Origin of the sequence: Candidatus Rhabdochlamydia sp. T3358 (genome assembly GCF_901000775.1) — a bacterium.
In the GTDB taxonomy this organism is placed as follows: domain Bacteria; phylum Chlamydiota; class Chlamydiia; order Chlamydiales; family Rhabdochlamydiaceae; genus Rhabdochlamydia.
Genome location: NZ_CAAJGQ010000014.1, coordinates 23,926 through 43,724, shown reverse-complemented (window position 1 = coordinate 43,724; position 19,799 = coordinate 23,926). Strand labels below are relative to the sequence as shown.

At 35.4% G+C, this 19,799-nt stretch carries 23 protein-coding genes; 8 read left to right on the top strand and 15 right to left on the bottom strand.

Annotated elements, in window-relative coordinates; translation table 11 throughout:
• Window positions 1-160 precede the first annotated feature (160 nt).
• Entirely contained in the window at window positions 161-1,153 is a 993-nt protein-coding gene (locus RHTP_RS04225; RefSeq protein WP_138106886.1) for a hypothetical protein, read from the top strand.
• On the opposite strand, the gene RHTP_RS04220 is transcribed toward RHTP_RS04225, so the two are convergent.
• The 9 genes from RHTP_RS04220 to RHTP_RS04180 all read right to left on the bottom strand — a co-directional run bounded on the left by RHTP_RS04220 (window position 1,150) and on the right by RHTP_RS04180 (window position 9,168).
• A complete protein-coding gene (locus RHTP_RS04220) occupies window positions 1,150-2,154 on the bottom strand; it encodes a 1-acyl-sn-glycerol-3-phosphate acyltransferase (RefSeq protein WP_171005728.1) in 1,005 nt (334 codons plus the stop codon). The genes RHTP_RS04225 and RHTP_RS04220 overlap by 4 nt on opposite strands.
• Window positions 2,132-3,670, bottom strand: coding sequence for an Rne/Rng family ribonuclease (locus tag RHTP_RS04215; RefSeq protein WP_138106884.1), 1,539 nt, complete (start codon window positions 3,668-3,670; stop codon window positions 2,132-2,134). The genes RHTP_RS04220 and RHTP_RS04215 overlap by 23 nt, the downstream gene beginning before the upstream one ends.
• A 64-nt stretch (window positions 3,671-3,734) precedes the next feature.
• Window positions 3,735-4,757, bottom strand: coding sequence for a phosphate acyltransferase PlsX (gene plsX, locus RHTP_RS04210; protein ID WP_138106883.1), 1,023 nt, complete (start codon window positions 4,755-4,757; stop codon window positions 3,735-3,737).
• The gene (rpmF, locus tag RHTP_RS04205; protein ID WP_138106882.1) at window positions 4,741-4,923 is read right to left on the bottom strand and encodes a 50S ribosomal protein L32; all 183 of its coding nucleotides are present in this window, start codon (window positions 4,921-4,923) and stop codon (window positions 4,741-4,743) included. The genes plsX and rpmF overlap by 17 nt, the downstream gene beginning before the upstream one ends.
• A gap of 57 nt (window positions 4,924-4,980) precedes the next feature.
• Complete coding sequence (locus RHTP_RS04200) at window positions 4,981-5,463, bottom strand: DUF177 domain-containing protein (RefSeq protein ID WP_138106881.1); 483 nt, start codon at window positions 5,461-5,463, stop codon at window positions 4,981-4,983.
• Between the two features lie 58 nt (window positions 5,464-5,521).
• Complete coding sequence (gene lpxB / locus RHTP_RS04195) at window positions 5,522-6,649, bottom strand: lipid-A-disaccharide synthase (protein WP_138106880.1); 1,128 nt, start codon at window positions 6,647-6,649, stop codon at window positions 5,522-5,524.
• Window positions 6,649-7,392, bottom strand: coding sequence for an alpha/beta hydrolase (locus tag RHTP_RS04190; RefSeq protein ID WP_138106879.1), 744 nt, complete (start codon window positions 7,390-7,392; stop codon window positions 6,649-6,651). The genes lpxB and RHTP_RS04190 overlap by 1 nt, the downstream gene beginning before the upstream one ends.
• Window positions 7,373-8,614, bottom strand: a complete 1,242-nt coding sequence (pcnB, locus tag RHTP_RS04185) for a polynucleotide adenylyltransferase PcnB (RefSeq protein ID WP_138106878.1) — start codon at window positions 8,612-8,614, stop codon at window positions 7,373-7,375. The genes RHTP_RS04190 and pcnB overlap by 20 nt, the downstream gene beginning before the upstream one ends.
• An 80-nt stretch (window positions 8,615-8,694) precedes the next feature.
• Window positions 8,695-9,168, bottom strand: coding sequence for a hypothetical protein (locus RHTP_RS04180; protein WP_138106877.1), 474 nt, complete (start codon window positions 9,166-9,168; stop codon window positions 8,695-8,697).
• A gap of 66 nt (window positions 9,169-9,234) precedes the next feature.
• Between RHTP_RS04180 and RHTP_RS04175 the strand changes: the two genes are divergently transcribed.
• A complete protein-coding gene (locus RHTP_RS04175) occupies window positions 9,235-10,152 on the top strand; it encodes a thioredoxin fold domain-containing protein (RefSeq protein WP_138106876.1) in 918 nt (305 codons plus the stop codon).
• 60 nt (window positions 10,153-10,212) lie between these two features.
• On the opposite strand, the gene RHTP_RS04170 is transcribed toward RHTP_RS04175, so the two are convergent.
• From RHTP_RS04170 to rpmH, 5 genes are all read right to left on the bottom strand, one after another.
• Window positions 10,213-12,132 (bottom strand): FKBP-type peptidyl-prolyl cis-trans isomerase, encoded by a 1,920-nt coding sequence (locus RHTP_RS04170; RefSeq protein ID WP_138106875.1) that lies wholly within the window; start codon window positions 12,130-12,132, stop codon window positions 10,213-10,215.
• A 185-nt stretch (window positions 12,133-12,317) separates the two neighbouring features.
• Window positions 12,318-12,671, bottom strand: coding sequence for a hypothetical protein (locus RHTP_RS04165; protein WP_138106874.1), 354 nt, complete (start codon window positions 12,669-12,671; stop codon window positions 12,318-12,320).
• A 216-nt stretch (window positions 12,672-12,887) separates the two neighbouring features.
• A complete protein-coding gene (locus RHTP_RS04160) occupies window positions 12,888-14,885 on the bottom strand; it encodes an ATP-dependent helicase (RefSeq protein ID WP_138106873.1) in 1,998 nt (665 codons plus the stop codon).
• Window positions 14,863-15,246 carry a ribonuclease P protein component gene (gene rnpA, locus RHTP_RS04155; protein ID WP_138106872.1) on the bottom strand — a complete coding sequence of 128 codons (384 nt, stop codon included), beginning with the start codon at window positions 15,244-15,246 and terminating at the stop codon, window positions 14,863-14,865. The genes RHTP_RS04160 and rnpA overlap by 23 nt, the downstream gene beginning before the upstream one ends.
• Window positions 15,236-15,370 carry a 50S ribosomal protein L34 gene (gene rpmH / locus RHTP_RS04150; RefSeq protein WP_138106871.1) on the bottom strand — a complete coding sequence of 45 codons (135 nt, stop codon included), beginning with the start codon at window positions 15,368-15,370 and terminating at the stop codon, window positions 15,236-15,238. Before rpmH ends, rnpA begins: the two co-directional genes overlap by 11 nt.
• Window positions 15,371-15,553: 183 nt before the next feature.
• Here rpmH and rpmJ point away from each other — a divergent pair, with 183 nt between their 5' ends.
• Both rpmJ and rpsN read left to right on the top strand, forming a co-directional pair.
• A complete protein-coding gene (rpmJ, locus tag RHTP_RS04145; protein ID WP_138106870.1) occupies window positions 15,554-15,691 on the top strand; it encodes a 50S ribosomal protein L36 in 138 nt (45 codons plus the stop codon).
• Between the two features lie 13 nt (window positions 15,692-15,704).
• Complete coding sequence (rpsN, locus tag RHTP_RS04140) at window positions 15,705-16,010, top strand: 30S ribosomal protein S14 (protein ID WP_138106869.1); 306 nt, start codon at window positions 15,705-15,707, stop codon at window positions 16,008-16,010.
• Window positions 16,011-16,027: 17 nt separating this feature from the next.
• Here rpsN and RHTP_RS04135 read toward each other — a convergent pair whose 3' ends face one another.
• A complete protein-coding gene (locus tag RHTP_RS04135) occupies window positions 16,028-16,426 on the bottom strand; it encodes a DUF4339 domain-containing protein (RefSeq protein WP_138106868.1) in 399 nt (132 codons plus the stop codon).
• A 152-nt stretch (window positions 16,427-16,578) separates the two neighbouring features.
• Between RHTP_RS04135 and RHTP_RS04130 the strand changes: the two genes are divergently transcribed.
• The 4 genes from RHTP_RS04130 (at window position 16,579) to RHTP_RS09050 (ending at window position 19,774) form a co-directional block, all read left to right on the top strand.
• The gene (locus RHTP_RS04130) at window positions 16,579-17,058 is read left to right on the top strand and encodes an Asp23/Gls24 family envelope stress response protein (RefSeq protein WP_138106867.1); all 480 of its coding nucleotides are present in this window, start codon (window positions 16,579-16,581) and stop codon (window positions 17,056-17,058) included.
• A gap of 15 nt (window positions 17,059-17,073) precedes the next feature.
• Window positions 17,074-17,463 carry a hypothetical protein gene (locus tag RHTP_RS04125; RefSeq protein ID WP_138106866.1) on the top strand — a complete coding sequence of 130 codons (390 nt, stop codon included), beginning with the start codon at window positions 17,074-17,076 and terminating at the stop codon, window positions 17,461-17,463.
• Complete coding sequence (locus tag RHTP_RS04120) at window positions 17,463-18,608, top strand: N-acetylmuramoyl-L-alanine amidase family protein (RefSeq protein WP_138106865.1); 1,146 nt, start codon at window positions 17,463-17,465, stop codon at window positions 18,606-18,608. Before RHTP_RS04125 ends, RHTP_RS04120 begins: the two co-directional genes overlap by 1 nt.
• 83 nt (window positions 18,609-18,691) lie before the next feature.
• Entirely contained in the window at window positions 18,692-19,774 is a 1,083-nt protein-coding gene (locus RHTP_RS09050) for a Fic family protein (RefSeq protein ID WP_138106864.1), read from the top strand.
• Window positions 19,775-19,799 lie beyond the last annotated feature (25 nt).

Genomic DNA, 19,799 nt, shown 5'->3' with positions numbered 1-19,799 from the left:
CATGTTTATAAAATACAACTCTTTACTTTCAATTTTAATCCTATAGACACTTTCAAGGTAATAAATTAATTTACTATTATTAACAAATTTATGTGATTGTTATTAAACAATAAACTTCCGTATACTTAAATCATATTTTTTATAAAAAAATGGCATTAATATGGATGAAATATCAAATTACTCTAACTATTCTGATGGAAGACTACAAGTAGTACCAAGAGTTAGGGAGTCAAATCTTTACAGAGAATCCCAGTCTCTACAATTTCAAGAAGCAAATATTCTTAGAGAAACTTTCTCTTTTGAGGAAGGCAATCAAGAGTTAGAGACTGCTAATAGATATGCTGTTGTTGTTCAAGAAGTTCCACAAATAGGTGAAATAGTTAAAAAGAATTTTCGAGATTTACAAACTAGATTCCCTTATCAACAAGAACCAGAGGTTGTTATTAGAGAAGATTTTCGACTTTCCTCATCCATTAAAGAGATGATAAATATTCGAATCAGGATGCCAGGATTAAATGAAAATTTACCTATCTTCATGAAAAATATTACAGATAGTATTGATATAACAGCAACTCTTCCAGATGCATTGCATAGGGAGGACTTTGTTAGTATTCTGCACCTTCTTAAAAGAAATTTCCCAAAGTTAACTCAAAATCTTAAAGATGAAATGTCAAGGCATGTTTTTTCTTGTCCTATTCCTTTAAACCATGAAGATCGGGGAAGATTTTTTCCTCAAATAGAATTAGGAGAGGAGCTTGCCTATGTAGTATGGAACTCTTCTGGTATAGTACGAGGATTTAAGAAAAAAGCTTTTGATGTTGTATTAAAGAGCGATGAAGCTTTTTCTGCTCTACCCCAAATAAATCCTTTTGTGGCTTCAAAAGTTACAATGATAGGTATTTTTATTATTAATTCACTTAGTATTGGATCTAATAGGCCTAATTATGAGGAATCGGTAGATTTGAATGTTTTTTTTGGAAATGAAGACTTGCCCGATAGAGAATTAAGACCAGGAGAACAATTGCTTCCATTTTGTTTGGAAATTGTTCCTTTAGGCTCTTCAGAGCAAAATCCAGTTCAGAAAAACGATCTCATCATGGCCATAGATATGCAATTTCAAGGAAAAGCATTTGCAGATTTGTCTAAATCTTAGAAAAAGTCATTGTACATCTTACGCACTAAATTGCAGATGAATTCTGCACGTTCTTTACGGCGTGCATGTTTATCTAATGGCTTTTTTAAAGCGTAACTTTCCATGTCAATCTCAGGACCAAACGCTATTTGGATGGGACCATAGCCCACCGTTCGTGATTCTCCTAGTTCTACTTGGATAGCTTTAGGAGGGGGCAGGATAGCGTAGGTTTTTAAAGCTAGAGGGTAAAAATGCGTAGGGCGTAAAGAGCGTTTAGCTATTAAATAAAACATTTCAATGCTAGGAGGGTCAAAATCTGCTACTTCAATAACTCCTTCATTATTGCTTCTATCTCGACCACCACTAGGAGCTACGTAGATAATATTACCTCCTTTTTTTAGGAGGCTACTCATGGTATCCATAGTTTTTTTATTGTGCAGTTGCTTTTTCATTTTCAGTTCGGGAGGATTGTCAATATAGCGCTTTGAATAGATACACAATAAATTACAGCCTAGGCTTAGAGGAACCGCTAATGGGTCGCTAATTACACGATCTCCAGCAACAAAAATGAGCTCTTCTGCAATTTTCGGAAATTTTTTCTCTAATAAAATGTTAATCATCTGAGGATCTCCTTCAGATTGATGATTAGCAAAAAGAACAACATTGCCTTCGTTCTTTAGGTGAGAATTCATTTCCTCTAAGTAGGGCTCTCCTTTTAAAGAGGAAGAAGGGATGTCGATAAGAGGTCTTACAAAATCAAGAGCAAATTTGTGATAATCAAAATCTTTACGCAATCTTTGATGGTAATGAGAAAAAACAAAGGGAGAAGAGCATTGTAGAATAACAAGTTCTAGAAAGGTAAGAAAAATCTGTTCTGTTTTTTCTCTGGTCTGTAGAGCTGCCGCTTTATATTCTAAATAAAATCCGTGCAAAATTGTAGCGGATTTCTTAGGAATGAGATTCTGGTTAATAGCAAGCTGCAGCTGCTCTAAAAATGAACTAGATTTCGAGTTTTTTTCCATTGATTGTTGAATAAAATTGAAATTCATTTAAGTGTAGGTTGTCATTACTCTCAAAAGAGAGTTGCGCATGCCAGCCTTCTACTAGTTTAGTCAGATTTTTTTTGTCGTGTTGACTCAAATAGGCTTCTAGTTCTGGATGAGTCACTAATTTGAGGCCAAAGTGTTGTTGTTGGCAAATCAGCTTTTTAAGAGCCCGTTTAATTTCAATGGAGACGCTTTCATGATTTTTTATCATTCCGCTTCCATGACAATAAGGACAGCTTATAAACATGGTTTGAGTTAGAGATTCTCGGCTGCGCTGCCTGGTCATTTCAACCAAACCAAATTCGCTCATACCTGAAATAGTACATTTGGCAGAATCATCTTTCATTGCTTCTTTTAAGCGTTCTAAGACGCGGCGTTGATTTTTGCGGGAGCGCATATCGATAAAATCACAAATGATTAAGCCTCCGATATTGCGCAAACGAAGTTGGCGAGCAATTTCTTCTGCAGCTTCCATATTAATATGTACCAATGCTTCTTCTACATCAGATGTTGAGCTTTGAGAGCGTCCTGAGTTTACATCAATTGTAAACATTGCCTCTGTTCGATCAAAGAACAAATAACCTCCGCTTGGAAGCCAAATTTTACGCCGTAGAGCTCTTTCAATTTCTCTTTCTGCGCCAAATCTTTCAAACATGGGCACTTTATCTCTGTATAACTCAATTTTTAAATGGTGCTCTGATGCATATTTTGTATACATGCGTTTACATCTTTGATAAACAGAGTGATCGTCAACCAATAAGCGCTCAAACTTCTTATCAATTGCACTTAAAATAGCGCGCTTAATTAGATCGGATTCTTCATATAGGCATGTAGGTTTATTGGCTTTATGAAATTGATCGATGATGTGTTGCCATGTTTTAAGAAGCTCGCTTGCTTCATTAATAAGCATTTCAGCAGAAGCATTCATGCTTGCTGTTCGACAAATAAGACCCATGTCTTGAGGCATTTCAAAAGCACGGATGAGTTTTTTCAAGCGATCTCTAGAGGCAGGATCTTCTATCTTACGCGATACTCCTCGATGAGGGGTATTAGGCAACAAAACAAGATATCTACCCGGAATAGATATATTAGAGGTTAACCGCGCTCCTTTAGTGCCGATGGGCTCTTTTACTACCTGTACAAGTACAGATTGCTCTGGCTTTAAGAGTTTAGAAATATCAGTCTCTTTGCGTTGCTTTGTCTGCTTTGAGGAGACCTGATGATTCCATTCAAAATCCATATCAAATATTTCTTGAAACTTTTGCGTGTTTTCCAAAATATCAGAAATATGGATAAATCCATTTTCTCCTTCATTAATATCAATGAAAGCAGATTGGATATTGTGTAAAATATTTGTTACACGTCCGCGGTAAATATTACCGGCTATTTGTCGATTTTTTTTTCTTTCTACAATCAAATCATAAAGAGTTCCGTGTTTAAGCACAGCATAGCGAACTTCTTTTGACTCGATATTTAATAAAATTTCTTGCATCGGGTCCTTTAAGCGAACAGATTTTAGTGAGTATATGACTTAAAAGAAGTAATCCTATAAGATTTTATGTTCTTTTTCCAGAAAAAAGCAATGATTGCAACTGTTCTTTAACCTTGTCAATAAAATTATATTTAATTAACTGACAAGCATTATTAATACTGCTTAGGATACTCGAAGAAGAGCCTTCTCCATGACACTTAATCACAATTTTGTCAATTCCTGCAAGAAGAGCTCCGGGATATTTAGAATAATCGAGCTTTTGACGTAATTCATGAAGGGCTCTTTGTAATGACAAAGAATGAGTTTCTTTGTCAATATCACCAATCATTTTTAGAATATTAAAAGCGATTCCTTCAGAGGTTTTTAAAAATATATTACCGGTAAACCCATCAGTGATTAATACATCCAATTCTGTTTGAAATACGTTTCTAGCTTCAACGTTTCCTATAAATATAAAATCATTTTCATCAGATAAACGCTGTAGCGTTTGATAGGCGTCTCTTAGCTCAGGAGTGCCTTTTTTTGCTTCTGATCCAATGTTTAAAAGTGCCAATTTAGGACAAGAGATACCTCGACTTTTTTGATAGGCAATTCCCATAGCTGCAAAATGCACAAGATGGGTTGCTTTGTAAGAAATACTAGCTCCTACATCGAGCAAAGCAATTTCCGATTGATGCCCAGGGAACAGGGTTAATAAGGCGGGCCTTTTTAAGCCAGATAGCGAGGATAGATGTATCTTTGCACAGCTCATTAAAGCACCTGTATTTCCTGCTGAAATAAAGGCATGCAAATGCCCTTCTTTTAACATGCGAATCCCCACACATAAAGAGGAATTAGGTTTGCGTTTAATGGCAATTAAGGGCAGCTCGTGCATGAGAATGGCTTCTTGTGCAGGAAAGAAAGAAATGGAAGCGGAAGGGGAAGAAATACCCTCAAACACTTCTGAAGTGCCAAATAGAGTCAAATAAATGGGATCGTCAAATGAGCTATAGTGCAAGAGAATGGTTTCAAGCAGTTCTCTTGCAGGGGCATCGCTTCCCATTAAGTCAATGCCAATGGATAGGGACGGCTTAATCTTTCCTCTCACTGACTACCAAACGTCCTGCATAAAATCCACAATGAGAGCAAATACGATGAGACAAGCAGCTTTGAGCACAATTCGTACAGCTATTTACATTTTTTGGTTTTTTAGCGTGGTGAGCACGGCGGGAATTCTTTCGAGCATTAGAGGTGCGATTACGAGGTACAGCCATGGTTGAATACTCCTTAAAAAATCATTTGGATTATTTATAACTAATTTAAGATTTTACTTAAAGTTCAATGAAAAAATTGTCTCCCGCAAAAGGAAAATAGACGTCTTTTGTTTTGTTAGGTCCATCTTTCACAGGGGGCTTTAAATATTTTTTTAATACAGATCTATCTGGACAATTACCTTGGTTGCACTCAGAAAAAGAGGGCACTAGATTGAGAATGGTAGAGCGTATTTCATCGGTAAAGTCAAAAACAGCACCTTTAATCTCAGATAAAGCTATCGAAAAGCAAGTATTGTCCAAATTTAAAATATTTTCTGTCATTGCATTGCAAACAGAACAAGGGATAAAAGCACTAATATTTAGTGTAAACTGTATAATTAAATGATCATTAGCCAAATAGGCTTCAGCTTCTATCTGGAAGATTTTATCAAAAAAGAGATCCTGTTCATCGATTTCTAAAAAATCAGATGAAATGCTTTCAGAAATCTTTTCTGTTTGACCCGACTTTAGACGGTCGATGTAAATATGTAATTCTTTCATAAATTAGACCAAATTTAGTAAAAACCTGTATTTTTTTCTAGATAAAATAAGATTTTAATTACTTATTTAACATGAGACAAATCTGTTTACTCACTTCTTTTGCTGTATTTGCTCTGCCAAGTAAAGTTAATATATGCTTACATTTTTTTTGATAATTTGTATGATTTTCTGTTAAGTGATACACATGGGATAAAAGAGAAGCATTAGTAAAATAAGGGCCGATGAGCTCGGGAAACAGTTCTTCATTTGCAAGGATATTCACTAAGCAATAAAACGGTAGTCGGATGCGCAATAGGTCTCTTGCTATCATCAAATCGAGTTTGGATAGCCCGTAGGTAACCACCGTAGGGACAAGATGAAGAGCTAATTCAAGGGTTACCGTTCCTGATTTAGCAATTGCAATATAGGTTTTTTGCATGAGTTCATAGCTATGAGAAGAGGGAACAAAAGTAATCGGACAATCCCAATTTTTTTTTTGTAGAACTAAGAGGATTTGAGAATGGAATTTAGGCTGTGCTACAGAAAGAGCAATATGTAAATTAGGATTATTTACGCATAAGTGTCTACAGGCATCAAGATAAATAGGTAAATTACGCTCGATCTCTTTAGGTCTGCTTCCTGGAAATAGCGCAATGATTTGTTTCTCCTTTGGCAAATCAAGGTCTTGATATTTGTAAGACTGAATACGAGATTGAAGTGGATGCCCAACATATTGCGTAGGAAGCTTTCGGAAAATTTGCGATTCAAAGGGCAAGATAGTGAATAAATGATCTAAATGCTTTTCCATAAAAGCAACTCGATGTTTACCCCATGCCCACACGGAAGGACAGATAAAATGCACAATTTGTCCTTTAAAGCCCCTTTTTTTTAAGTGTCGATGTAATCGCAAACTAAAACCTGGATAATCAATGGTGAATACCATTTTTGGTTGTAATTCCAAAATAGCATTTACTACCTTGTAAAATATGCGTAGCAGTTTAGGAAATGCGCAAAATACATCAATAAACCCCATAACTTGCAACTCTTCCATGGCAAGAATAGAGTTCACTCCTTGATATCGCATACGCGGTCCGGCAACACCAAATATTTTAAGCGTAGGTTTTTTTATTTTGAGTTCAGTTAAAAGAGATTCTGCATGTAAGTCACCGCTTGGCTCTCCACAAAACATAAAAAGATCACAAGACATTAAAAGACCTTAAGTTGCTTAGCTATCCATTTCGCCCCATGATGGAATGTTTCTTTTGCTGTGCCATGACCATGGTGCCCAATCGAAGGTAAAATTCGTAATTCAATAGGAGGAGAAAGGGATCTTTTTTGGTAAGCTGTTTCAACAAGAGCTTCTATCAGATCAAAGCAATTACGCGTTCCTACTCTAATATCTCTATTCCCAATATAACAGCGGATTTTTTTAACAGATAACAGATCAACTATATGCATAAGGTCCCAACTAACTAAATCTGAAAAACCTTGGAGATAAGATAATTTGGTTAGAGGAGCAAATCCTAGCCAATAGGGGATTTCAGCGTTGTTTGCTGCTACATGTGCAGCAATTAAAGCTCCTCTAGATAGCCCCATTGTTGCAATCTTGTTTGGTAGCATGAGTTCTTGACTTAATAGAAGGCGGATCGCATTTTGGATCTTTTTTAGATAGTTTCCTAATAGATTTTCCCCTTTTTGCATAGCTACTGCCCATTCTGTAAGTCCTTTTGTAGCAGGCTTTCCTTCTTCATGATAAGGTAGAGTTATCGAAAAAATCCTTAAAGGAAATTGGGAAAGATAGACAGCTGGTTGGTTAAAGGGATCTAATGAGAGAGAATCTTTAGCAGATAGAGCAAAATAAAATACAGCGGGTAGAGGGCCTAAATCAACGGATGGTCCCAAATATTCCAGTTGAATATCAGAAGCTAGGTTAAGTTGCTGAGGCTTCATCTGTTTTTGTTTTCTTTTTACGTCGCCGTCGTTTATTAGATGTAGGATTTGTAAGAGCGTGGTTCCATTGTTCCCATACAACTTTAAGGGCTGGTTCTAATGTGCAACGAATTTCAAAAAATTGCATAGCTTGCATAAAATCTGGATCTTGAGGGATTCGAATACGCCTTGATTTTTTAGAATCAAAAGGGGTAATGCGGTATTGCGAAACCAAAATCGACTGCAAGCTTGTACGTAACCTACGAGAAAGATTGATAAAGGGGTGAAATATTTCATCAAGTAGTTCATGCACTTCTTCATTTATTTGTCCCAAATGCAAAATGATATCTCGATTTACATAACGTGTATAGATTTTTTTTTCCAAGATAGGAAATACCAAAGCAGCTAATAAAACAGCACGTGATAGATTTATATGATCAGATTCCATAAAGTAGCTATCGATTTCTTTTAGAAAAGAGAAGACCTCTTCTGCATCTTTAGAATCTAAAAAATCTCCTAATGAAGGCATTAATAAATGCATAAACCCATGTTCTGCAAGAAGACGAAAAAAAGGCTCTGAAGCTTTAGATTCCAACATGCGCAGCAACTCTTCTAGTATACGCGCAGGAGAGCTTTTCATAATTTCCTGACGACATTCAAGCAAAGCAATATGTGAGGGATCATCAATGGTAAAACCAAATCTCGCTTGAAATTTAAGCATTCTTAGCATGCGAACAGGATCTTGACGAAAACGAATAAAAGGTTGTCCAATAGTGCGCAGAACTTGTTTTTTTATATCTTCAAAACCCCCGATGTAATCGATAATGGATTGAGAGTCTGAATCATAAAAAAGTGCATTAATTGTGAAATCACGTCTTAAAGCATCTTCTTTTGCCGTTCCCCATTTATTGTCACGTACAATCAATTCATCAAGCTCATTATCTCCGGAGCGGAAAGTGGAAACTTCTAATATTTTTTTTCCAAATCGAATGTGAGCAAGGCGAAAACGCCGTCCTACTAAAATACAATTTCTGAATATTTTTTTTATTTCTTCTGGTTGTGCAGATGTACAGATATCAAAATCTTTAGGATTTTTATGTAGCAGCAGATCACGAACACTTCCTCCGACTAGATAGGCTATATAACCTGCAGTACGAAGTTTTTGCATAACATACAGCGCATCGGAGTCAACTTTTTTCATACAAAGTTGATGTTCTTCAAAAGAATAAATGCGTTGAGACACTAAATCCCTAAAATAAATAAATTTGCATTGAAAAACACTTTAATTCAAAGCGGTTTAAAAAGTCAAGATTGCCTTGGTTGTTAAATACTTAGGCCATACGTTTGGTTTTTTTCTATAAACAATTTTTTCCAATAATAGAAATCAAGGATCCCTTTAGGATCTCTTCCCAATATATAATAAGCTAAAAATAGGGCTTCGATAGACGCTAATCCTCTTTGAGGATCTAAGCAGTCGTCTTGTTTGCGTGGATAAGCGGTTTGAAAATGAGAAGGAAGGCTACGGGAAATAAAACGATGGGGTTGTAGTAGGTTTTGAAAAATGGTTTGCGCGTATCTCCAAGTTGCATCTATTAAAAACAAACCGTAACTTGCATCTTTCAAGGAAAGGCAAGGAGCATCTAAGGTGAGTAGAACATAGGAAGACAAATCAGGTAAGCTCTGAGTAGGATATGTAAAAAACTTACAATCTTCTCTTGTTTCTATACCACGCAGACTGCATTTTTTTAAATTTTCTTTACGATGCCGCAAAATAATAGTAGTAGGAAATACAGACATTTCTTATAGAAAAACCAGTGGTCGCTTTTAGATTTAATAGTAATTGATTTTGTTTTTTTTGTAATTATGTTTCAGATTGGATGTTTGTTTTTTGCTAGTTTAGTCTTTGGGGATTGGGTATTTGAAGAAAATAAAGCTTTAATCCTTTCCTCTGAGCGCAACCTGCCCATTCTTGCTGTTTTTCTTGCCGAAGAGGGTTGTTGTTGGTCAGATCAGTTGAAAACAGAACTTCTTAAAAAACCTGAATTTATTAAAGAGCTCTCGCAAGAAATGATCTTATGGCAAGTTTTTTTGAAACAAAAAAAAGAAATAAGAGATAAGTATCAAGTGCAAGAATACCCTCTAATTTTATTATTGGATCCTAAAGGAAGAGAATTTGCAAGATTGAACTTTATACCACTCGATCATAACCTCTTAAAAGAGCTTTTAAGCTCTTTAATAGATGATTTTTCAACTATATGTTCCCTTATAGACGCCGATTTTGAAGAAGAAGAGTGGCAAAGAATGTATCAAAAAGCATCTCGCTTATCTCCTTCTTACTTTAAAGAAGAAATTTTACGAGAAGGGTTAAAAAAAGAAAAAGGATGTTTTTTTCATTTGGAAAAATATGCTCAACTTTTACAAGAAAAAGGATCTGATCATCCCTATGTTCTAAAATTTAAAAAAAAGATACTGCGAAAAGATAAAACCCATCAATTAGGTGCAAATGCACATCTTGCCTCTATAGAATTTCATGATCGAGATCGCAAAGGCAGATCTTTCGATAAAACCATAGAACCTTTACTTGAATACCTACACAAAGCAGCTTTTGCAGAACCCCAATATTGTTGGGAGATAGAGTTATTACTAGGACAATTTCTATGGAAGAAAAATCGGTTAGAAAAGGCTAGAGAGTATTTGTTATTAGCCTATGAGCATGCACCCGGTCCATTTAAACTACAGTTACAAGAGATCTGTCAGTTAGAAGATTTAGAAAGACAATAATTTTTCATTCTATTTCTCTCTTCTCTGAAAAGGGGTTATAGAAAAAATCCAATTACGAGTCTATTCAATTTTCAAGGGTTCATTCAAAGGATCTTTCTTTAAAAATAATTTTAATTTTAAATCATTTTTTTGAGAGCCTTCAATGAAAACTAATGAATTTGATTGCTTCATTTTATTCAGCATTTCACGATAAAAAATGCCAGTAAAGTAGGGTTGTTGAATAAGTGACTTTTCAATGTTATTATAAAAGTAGGAATCCTGTACCCAGCTTAAGTCAAGGGGTTTCAATAGAGGCAATATTCCTAAAGTTTGTGAGTCAATATCTAATAATTGCACCTTGATTGTAAGAGCAGAACAAGAAGGCAGAGTTGTCAAAGCACCATAAGCTAATGTTGGATGAATAAATAGGATTCGCTTTTCTTGTACATGCATTCCTTGTAATCCATGGGCGAATCCAGGGAAAGTCTCCGAAAGATTTATCCAGCTGTCGTGATTAGCAAAAAGAATATTTCCTTCAATATCTTCAATCACAAATCCGATTCGTACCCGATCTTCTCTTCTCAATTTTTTTTCATTTCCTGGAAGAATGGTTTTAAAATAGAGCTGCTTAAAGACAAGTTCCTTTAATGTCGCATCTTGCGATAATTTATCAAACTGCAGATTTGCCTTTGCAAGATTGCTACGAGCTTTTTTTAATCCCTCTAAAATAGCATTTGAGGCCCCCATCATCGTTGGAGGTTCGCGATAAGTGTCTTCTGGATGATTAAATGCTTTAATAAAAGCGGATTTCTTTTCTTTATCTATAAATCGATTAGCAACACTATGTAGAATTTCATTCCAGGAATTTGGAGATAGTTCGAAAGATGTTGAAGAGGGCTCGCTCAATATTGTTTTTTTTATTCGAATCACAGGTTTTTTGTTAATTTTTTCCAATACGCGTTCAAGAAAATGAGAATTACTTAAGAGAGATCGAATATTCTTTTGTGTTTTACTCACTTGTTTAAAGAATGGTTGATTCGATGGCCCCCCTTTAAAAGCACCGAAAACGAACTTAGGTTCTTGCCGAAATGTAGGGAGGATTTGTTCCTCTAGTTGATCTATGCTGTGTATCTCGTCTATTAAATTAACAAACCTGGATTGAGTTTTGAGTCGAGGAAGATCCACTCTGAAATTAACATCATCTCCTCCTGCTAATTCTAAATAATAAGTGCCATACCTTTCCGGAGTGAGAAAGTCTAGACTGTGTTCACCTCTGTCTTGCATTAAGTAACTTTGAGGAGAAAAAGGAGGATAGTCTTTAGAAATAGATAAAGCATAAATTGTCTCGTGTCGTCCACCTACAATGCTATTATGAGATCCGAATCCGAGGACTATGCCTACTAGAGTAAGATCATGATTCAAAATGTTAGCAAGCGGTTGATTAGAGTTAACAATTATATCCACAATATCTTGAACTGTGTTCGTAGGTCCAAGAATATAGCGAAATAAATCGCCATTTTTCTCAACAACTTCTTGAAGTTTGGAAACATTGATAAAGGAAACTTCTAAAGGAGATAAAAAAGACGATTCTTGATTATTTAAAGCAGTAACTTTAAGAATAAAATCTTTCTGTTGACCACAAAATTTATTCCAGAGAGGGATTGCTTTTCGAACTAGGATCGTATTATGAAATCGTTTTTCTTCATATTTAAAATCTTTTGATATGGGAAAAGAATCAAGAGAGGGGAAATTTTTTATAGAAATGGGTTTACAGCCCTCGAAGACGTAGCCATATTCTTCTGATGAAAATGTCATTTTAAAAAACTGATCTAAAATTGCATATTCTTGATTGCAGTCAATACAAATTGATTCTACGTGACAAGAAAAGCTTATGAAGATACAACCAATCCATATCTTTTGAAAGACCCAATTCGACAAGATACTGGTTACTGAATAGCTTGACTTGGATGATACTTTATATTTTTTTAACATCTTTCCCATAATATTCCCATCTATTCCTGCTATTTTGGATTCTTAAACACCATCAAAATTTTCTGAAACTTAAAATTCAGAATGAGTGAATCTCAACTGCGCCAAAACTAAGGGGGTTCAATATAAGCTTGTCACAGAGTAATCAAGCTATGGGAACTATCGCATTGTTCAAATTCTGGCCAGATGAGCATAACTTACTTTGAGGCTGAACATCTTGAAATGTAATCAGGACAAATTATTTTATGACACATATGACAATATCCACAAAGAGAATGACCCCAAGGACATTGATACCGCGGATCAAGATTTGCTAACCATTGATTGCCCATTCTTTTTAAAGAGGATACAAGACACAAAGTTCCATTTATGTTTACTTGGATTCCAGCATCATCAAGATATAAATCTTCCTGGGAAACTACATGAGAATACCCTCCTAAAGATTCTTCTAAGAGTTTACGATTCGGTTCTGAACTGACAATTTTTTGCGCACCCAAAAGAGCCATGTAAAGAAGAACTAACGAGCAAATTCTGAATGGTTTTTTCAACATATACCTGCGTATAAGTTAAAAGATAAAGCAATGTAATAATAAATATTTTTATTGTCAAAAAAAAGCATGCTACATTTTGAAAATTTTTCAGAATAGGGAGATGAAAAATTCAGTGCGATCGTAAGAATTAACAGTTAGATTGTTTTTTTTATCCCATGCTGAGCAGATCACATTAGAAAAAATATCCGAAAATTCTGAGCAGTTAACTATTTTTGACTAAATAGTTTGCCAAGAGCTAATTTTTAATAACTGCTTGGGGATCTCCAGTAAAAAGCGAGAAGGATTAGTAACAAGGTCTTTTCCCATTTTTTTTCTCTGACGCGCCATACTTAAGCAAAGATATTCTTTAGCGCGAGTCATGGCTACATACATCAACCTTCTTTCTTCTTCTAGACCGGTTTCAAATAAGCTTTTTTCGTGAGGGATGATATGATCCTCTATTCCTACAAGAAAGCAAGCGGTAAATTCTAATCCTTTAGCGCTATGGAATGTGATAAGATTAACATGATCATCATTGGCTTTTTTTGTATGGGGAAATTCTTGGCTTTGATCGAGAAGGGCTGTGGATAAGAAATCAGCAAGGCTAGTTTCTTGTTCATTAAGACGATTTTCTTCTTCATAGATGGTCATCATATCTACGCAATACATGACGTTTTCCCATCTAAAGTCGCGCATTTTTTCAGATTTGGCTTCATCTTCAATGGTTTTTTTATAGTCGATGGTTTCAATAAGCCAGGTGAAAGCTTCAGAAAGAGATAGCTTAGAAAATTGATCTCTAGCGGTCTTAATTAAATTTGTAAAACAGCAAATGGCGTTAAGCGCTTTAGGAGGAAGATGTTGTTTTAACTCAGAGGAGAGAGGAGATGCTATTTCTTCTAAAAGATCCCAGAGGGAAATATTGCTCTTACGATTAAAATCAGTAAGTATTTTAAGCGTTTGATCAGAAATTCCCCTTCGGGGGGTATTAATAATGCGCAAAAGAGCTTCTTGATCAAGAGTATTTACAATCAGGCGTAAATAGGCAAGGAGGTCTTTAATTTCTGCTCTTTCATAAAATTCTGTTCCTCCAAATACCTGATAGGGGATTCCTCTTACCCAATGGTCTTGTTTTTGCCACACAGCTTGCATAAGGGCTAATTCAAAAGGTCTTGCTAATAGGTTAGAGCGATAAAGAATTGCCATCTCTTTCCAAGGAATTTTTATCTCTCTTTTAAGTTTGATCATTCTTTGAATTACAGATTGTGCTTCTTCTAATTCTGTAGGAGCATGAAATAAGTGGATCAGCTCTCCTTGTTTTGCATTGCTCCATAGTTGTTTATTGTGACGTTTTTGGTTATGGGCAATTACAGAGTTGGCGGCTTGTAAAATAGTAGGTGTAGAGCGATAATTTTGTTCTAATTTGATGGTGGTTTTTGATTCAAAGCCTAAGATATTTTTAATTTCAGCACCGCGCCATCCATAAATGGATTGATCGTCATCTCCCACTACACATAAATTATGATGATATGCAGAAAGCAGTTCAGCTAATCGGTACTGAATGGGGTTAGTATCCTGGTATTCATCAATCATGATGTAGCGATATCTTTTTTGATAGGGCAGCATTTGTGTTTTATATTTTTCAAAAAGAGCCACTGAAAGAGACAAAAGCGAGTCAAAATCCACAGCATTGTATGCACATAAACACGATTCTAAACGCGTATACAAATCCTGACAAAATTGATCATGCCAAGTTATAACTTCTAGATCAGTTGGGTTTAACCCTTTATTTTTAATTTGGGCGATCTTCTGCAGGGCTTCTTCTAAAGAAGGAAGTTCTCCTTCATGTTCAAGTAGGTTTTTTGTCACTTGCAGAGCAATGCGACGCACCTCTTTTTCTGTATAAAGAGTAAAGTTATTAGTATATCCTAGATGGTGAATTTCTTTACGCAAAAGCTGCATGCAGAAACTGTGAAAGGTACTTAAGGTAAGTTTTTTTGCAAGTTTTACGCCTACAATGCGAGCAACTCTTTCCCTCATTTCTTGAGCAGCTTTATTGGTAAAGGTTAATCCTAAAATAGCTTCAGGTTCAACATGAAGAGATTGGAGTAGGTAGGCTATTCGATAAGCCAATACACTTGTCTTCCCACTACCAGCACCGGCCAAAATCAGCACTCTTCCTTCAGTAGCAATAACTGCTTGTCTTTGATCTGAGTTAAGATGAGGAAATAGTGACATTGTTATCGCTTTGTACAATTTTTTCTACAATGCGCTTTAAGTCAATTAACACGATTTGCTTAGATATAACACCTAAGCGAGAGCAAGGGGAGATATTTATTTCTAATCCAATGGGAAGATGGGAGCGCATTTCACGGAAGACCTCTCTAACAATACGTTTAAAACGATTGCGATCATGAGCTTTTCCAAATTTTTTAGAGACAGTGATGCCCAATTTGGAATCAAGGCCTTTTGAGTGTTGAAAATCCACGGAAATCATTTCTCCGAAAATACGACGATTGCTTTTGGTCAACCGTCTAAAATGGGAGCTTTTTAAAATCCGTGCTGATTTAGGAAATCGCCAAGACTTGTTACAGGGCAAGGCGCTTACGTCCGGCTCTTCGACGTCTGTTAATAATCTTGCGGCCGTCCTTGGTTTTCATTCTTTTGCGAAAACCGCATGCAGCTCTTCTTTTCTTTTTGCTAGGTTGGTATGTACGTTTCATTTTTTTTAATTCCTTGTGCCATAAAAGATTCAAAACTTGTATGACAATATACATAAGTGAGTGCAAATTCCTCAAGCAGAATTCTTTTTAAATAAAAGAATTTACAAAGATTTAGGCTTGCAACAAATCTAATGATTGCTTATAAGTTTACTAGAATTTTAGTTTTTTTCTCTCAGGTAAATCATGAAAGTAAAAGCCTCGATTAAAGCAGACCCTTCAAAAGGGGATAAGATTGTTCGTAGATGCGGACGCATTTATGTCATTAATAAAATGGATCCTAACCGCAAGCAGCGTCAAAAAGGCCCTGCTCGCAAGAAGTAAGAGTTATAAGGATATGGCAACAAAGTCTTCAATAGCAAAACAAAAAAGACGTGAAAAGCTAGTTAATTTAAAATGGAACAAGCGTCAAGAATTAAAAAAAATAATAGTCGATATGGATAAAAGTGATGAAGAGCGTTTGGCTGCAAAAATTACTTTAAATAAAATGCCTCGTAATTCTTCACCTGTTCGGTTGCGCAATCGTTGCCAATTTACAGGTAGAGCTCGTGGATATTTAAGGAGATTTAAAATGTCTCGTCTTTGCTTCCGTGAAATGGCTAATTTGGGGTTAATTCCAGGAGTAGTTAAAGCTAGCTGGTAGTATTTTATAAACTACGCTTAAATCTTAGGCGTAGTTATTTGCAGAACTTCTTTAAATCTTTTCCAGTCTTCTAGATCTTCATTCCATAAGTAAGATTCTTCCTGTATCTTTTTATTTTCCCAGGCTCTAGTTAAAGCTTGAAAGTTAACGGGCCCAAATTGCTGTCCTGCTTCATTGAGATAGTACCAAAGATATTCCCTCTGAGATAGATAGATAGGAACTAATTCTGGTTTATGTACAGGATCTGGAATTTTAAGAGTTTCTTTGCGTTGGAAAAGCACCATAATAAATGCCAAAGCACAAAAAAGAACCCCTGCAATATACCAATTTCTTGGATTTAGCCCCTTTTTTTGAGCGAAATGCGCTGTAATCCATCCCCAAAAAAGACTAATTGTAATATAAAATAATAAGCTCATGATTCATCTAGTGATATTTTAGCTAAGAAGGATAGCGAATTGGCTAAAATATAGCAAATTTATTAAAAAATTTAATTGAAATAAAGAAGATTAGCTGATTAATCTGCAGCTTGTTACAATGGGTTTTGAATATAAATTAAGGGTACGGCCTCATGCATAATCAATTAAAAGATATTGATAGTAAAGAATTGGATTTACCAGAAACTGTCTTTGTTCGCGATGTGGAGAGCAAAGTATTTCAATCAATTGTATGGCATTGTTTAACCAAGGTTAAAGATATAGAACCTTTGGAAGGAAATCTTTTTGATAGTCTCTTAGGCAGAGAGATCTTAGAAGGTGTAAAAGGGATCCATGTTGAACAAGATCAAAAAAAACATTCAGTAAATATTCGAGTTGAGCTCAATATTTCTTATGGAATTTCTATTCCGGAGAAAGCTGAGGAGATTCATATGAAAATTCTGGAGGACATCAGTAAGTTAACTGGATTGCACGTAGGATCGATACACATCATATTTAAAAATTTAATTATGCCTAGACTTAAAAAAGAACAAAAATTAGAAGATCTTTTACAAGATAGAGTAAAAACGGCAAAGCCTGCTGCCGATTCTGATTACTATGATGAGAGTTTTTAACTTAAAAGGTCTATTTTGTATGATGCAATTGCTGCTTACAAAGAAGTATTTCTCTATTTTAGCCTGAGTGCTTTATTTACTGGAGTAGTCTTAAGGGTTATTATTGCTCTGATCGGACGCTACTATAGATTTACAGCAGGTAATGCAGATGTTTTTGTTCATATATCCATTTTGCGTAGTTATGTTGAACATTATGTACACCAATCATTCCCTTCACAAAATCCCACAATAAAAATTTGCTTAAATAGATATAATGAAATTACAATTGTCCTTGATTTGCTTAAACAGGTAGAGGACACTCTAATTTTTGAGGAAATCGAAAAGGATTTATCAGATCTTTTCTCTTGTTATCTAGGGCATCAGAAGCCTTTATTTCTAGAGATTATTTATTTAAGGAACTTATAATGTATAAAATCATGCTACATTTAGCTGCTCTTCTTTTTCCTTGTTTCATGCATTCTTTTTCTTTTCAGGATTTTGATTCTTATCAAGACAAAATCAGTAAAGAAGAAATAGAAGATAAATTAAAGTACTTGGTTAAAGCTAAAGAAGCACAAAACTATTTTTTACTGACTGATGATGCTTTTATTATATATGCTTCTTTGGAAGACAAACAGAAAGGTCAAGAAGAATATCGTCTAATATTTGGCTCAGCGGGTATTCTTCAAGCTCCTAAAAAAAGTTTAGCTAATTGCAAAATTGCTATTGATCCAGGGCATTTTGGAGGTGGATACTCTCATTTAGAACAAAGATTTGTAGAAATTTGTCACGATAAAAATATCATTACCTTTAATGAAGGTAATTTAACTTTTCTAACAGCTCTTTATTTAAAAGAGCTTCTAGAAAAAGAAGGGGCAGAGGTCTTCTTAACGAGAACAAAAAAAGCAGAGGGTGCTCTCTCTCAAAATTTTTTTCAATTTCTACAAACACATCCAGACCTATGGTCAACACAAAAAACACTAACACAGCTTTTTCGTGGTGTTTATAATGGAGTAGATTTATATGCTCGTGCAGAAAAAATTAATACTTTTAAACCAGATGTTACAGTAATTATTCACTATAATGCGCATGATTCTGAAGGGGAAAAGTATACTTCTACTACAGATAAAAACTATAACATGGTGTTTATTCCAGGATCTTTTGGTGAAGGGGAATTGAAAGAGAAAAAAGCTCGTTATGAATTCCTTCGTTTATTGGTTACTTCTGACTTTTCTCTATCTAAACAATTTTCTAAGATAGTTCTAAAAAAATTCAATGAGCATCTTCAAATACCCTCTGTTACTCCATCAGATGGGGCTCGTTACTTAGAGACAGCGAGTATTGAAGTAGAAAAAGGTGTTTATGCTCGTAATTTAGCTTTGACAAGACTTATACATGGACCGCTTTGTTATGGAGAATCTCTTGTGCAAAATAATCTAGAGGAAGCATTAAGGCTTTCTCATTTGAACACAGAAATTCAAGGACACCCTTGCTCTTCTCGTCTAAAAGAAGTCGCGTTAGCCTATTTTAAGGCTATTCAAGAGTTTTTTGTGCAACAAGAGGAAATTTAAAGACTTATCTTAAAAAAGCTTGCTTTATCTGCATTTTATCGGCATAATTAAGACTTAGAAAATTCCGATAAAATGCAGTTATTATGCCGATAAAATTTTTACCTAATTACACCATTACCTCTAGCATTGTGACTAACTTGATGCGTATCGAGTCTGCAAAGGAAAAGATCTCATATCTTCCTTTGACTCCAACCGTATTGAGCTCTTTACGAGAAACAGCGCGTCTTTATACAACACATTATTCTACTATGATTGAAGGGAATATTCTTTCCCCAGATCAAATCCAGATTGTTTTAAAACATGAAGGGCATTTTCCAGGGCGTGAGCGAGATGAAAAGGAAGTTAAAGGTTATTATGCAGCACTTGAAAAAGTGGAACAATCTGCAGCAGCAGGTCACCTTGTAACAGAAAAGATGATCCAAACACTCCACGCTCTTGTTATGGCAGATGGTAGAATAAAGGTTAGATCTACGCCATACCGAGACTCTCAAAATGTGATTCGCGATGGTAGAACAAAGGCTATTATCTACATGCCACCGGAAGCCAAGGATGTCTCTAGTTTAATGCGTGGTATGGTTCTTTGGATTCGGGAAGCACAAAATATTCCCTGCCCCATTGTTGCTGCTATTGCTCATTATCAGTTTGCTACTATTCATCCTTATTATGATGGCAACGGAAGGACAGCAAGACTGCTGACAACCTTAATTTTGCATTTAGGTGGCTATGATTTAAAAGGTCTTTATTCATTAGAAGAATACTATGCGCGCAATCTTGGAGCTTATTATGAAGCAATAAGTATTGGCGTGTCCCATAACTATTATAAGGGAAGAACTGAAGCGGATATCACTAAATGGGTAGAATATTTCATAGAGGGGATGGCTGTTTCATTTGAAAATGTCTTAAAACGTATGGCTGATGTACAAGGGTTGCCTGACCAAAGTAATCTTATGCGCAAACTAGATCCGCGGCAACGTAGAGCACTTGAGTTATTCCAGGAATTTGAAACAGTTACTAGTCGACAAATTGGTGAGTTATTTGGTTTTAAGCCACGAACTAGTGCCCAGATTTGTGCTACCTGGGTAGAAAATGGCTTTTTGGAAATGGTAGATAGCTCAAATAGAGGAAGGAAATACAAGCTTTCTAAACAATATGAAGGCTTAAAATGAAGAAAAATCGATAGATTGCTAAAGC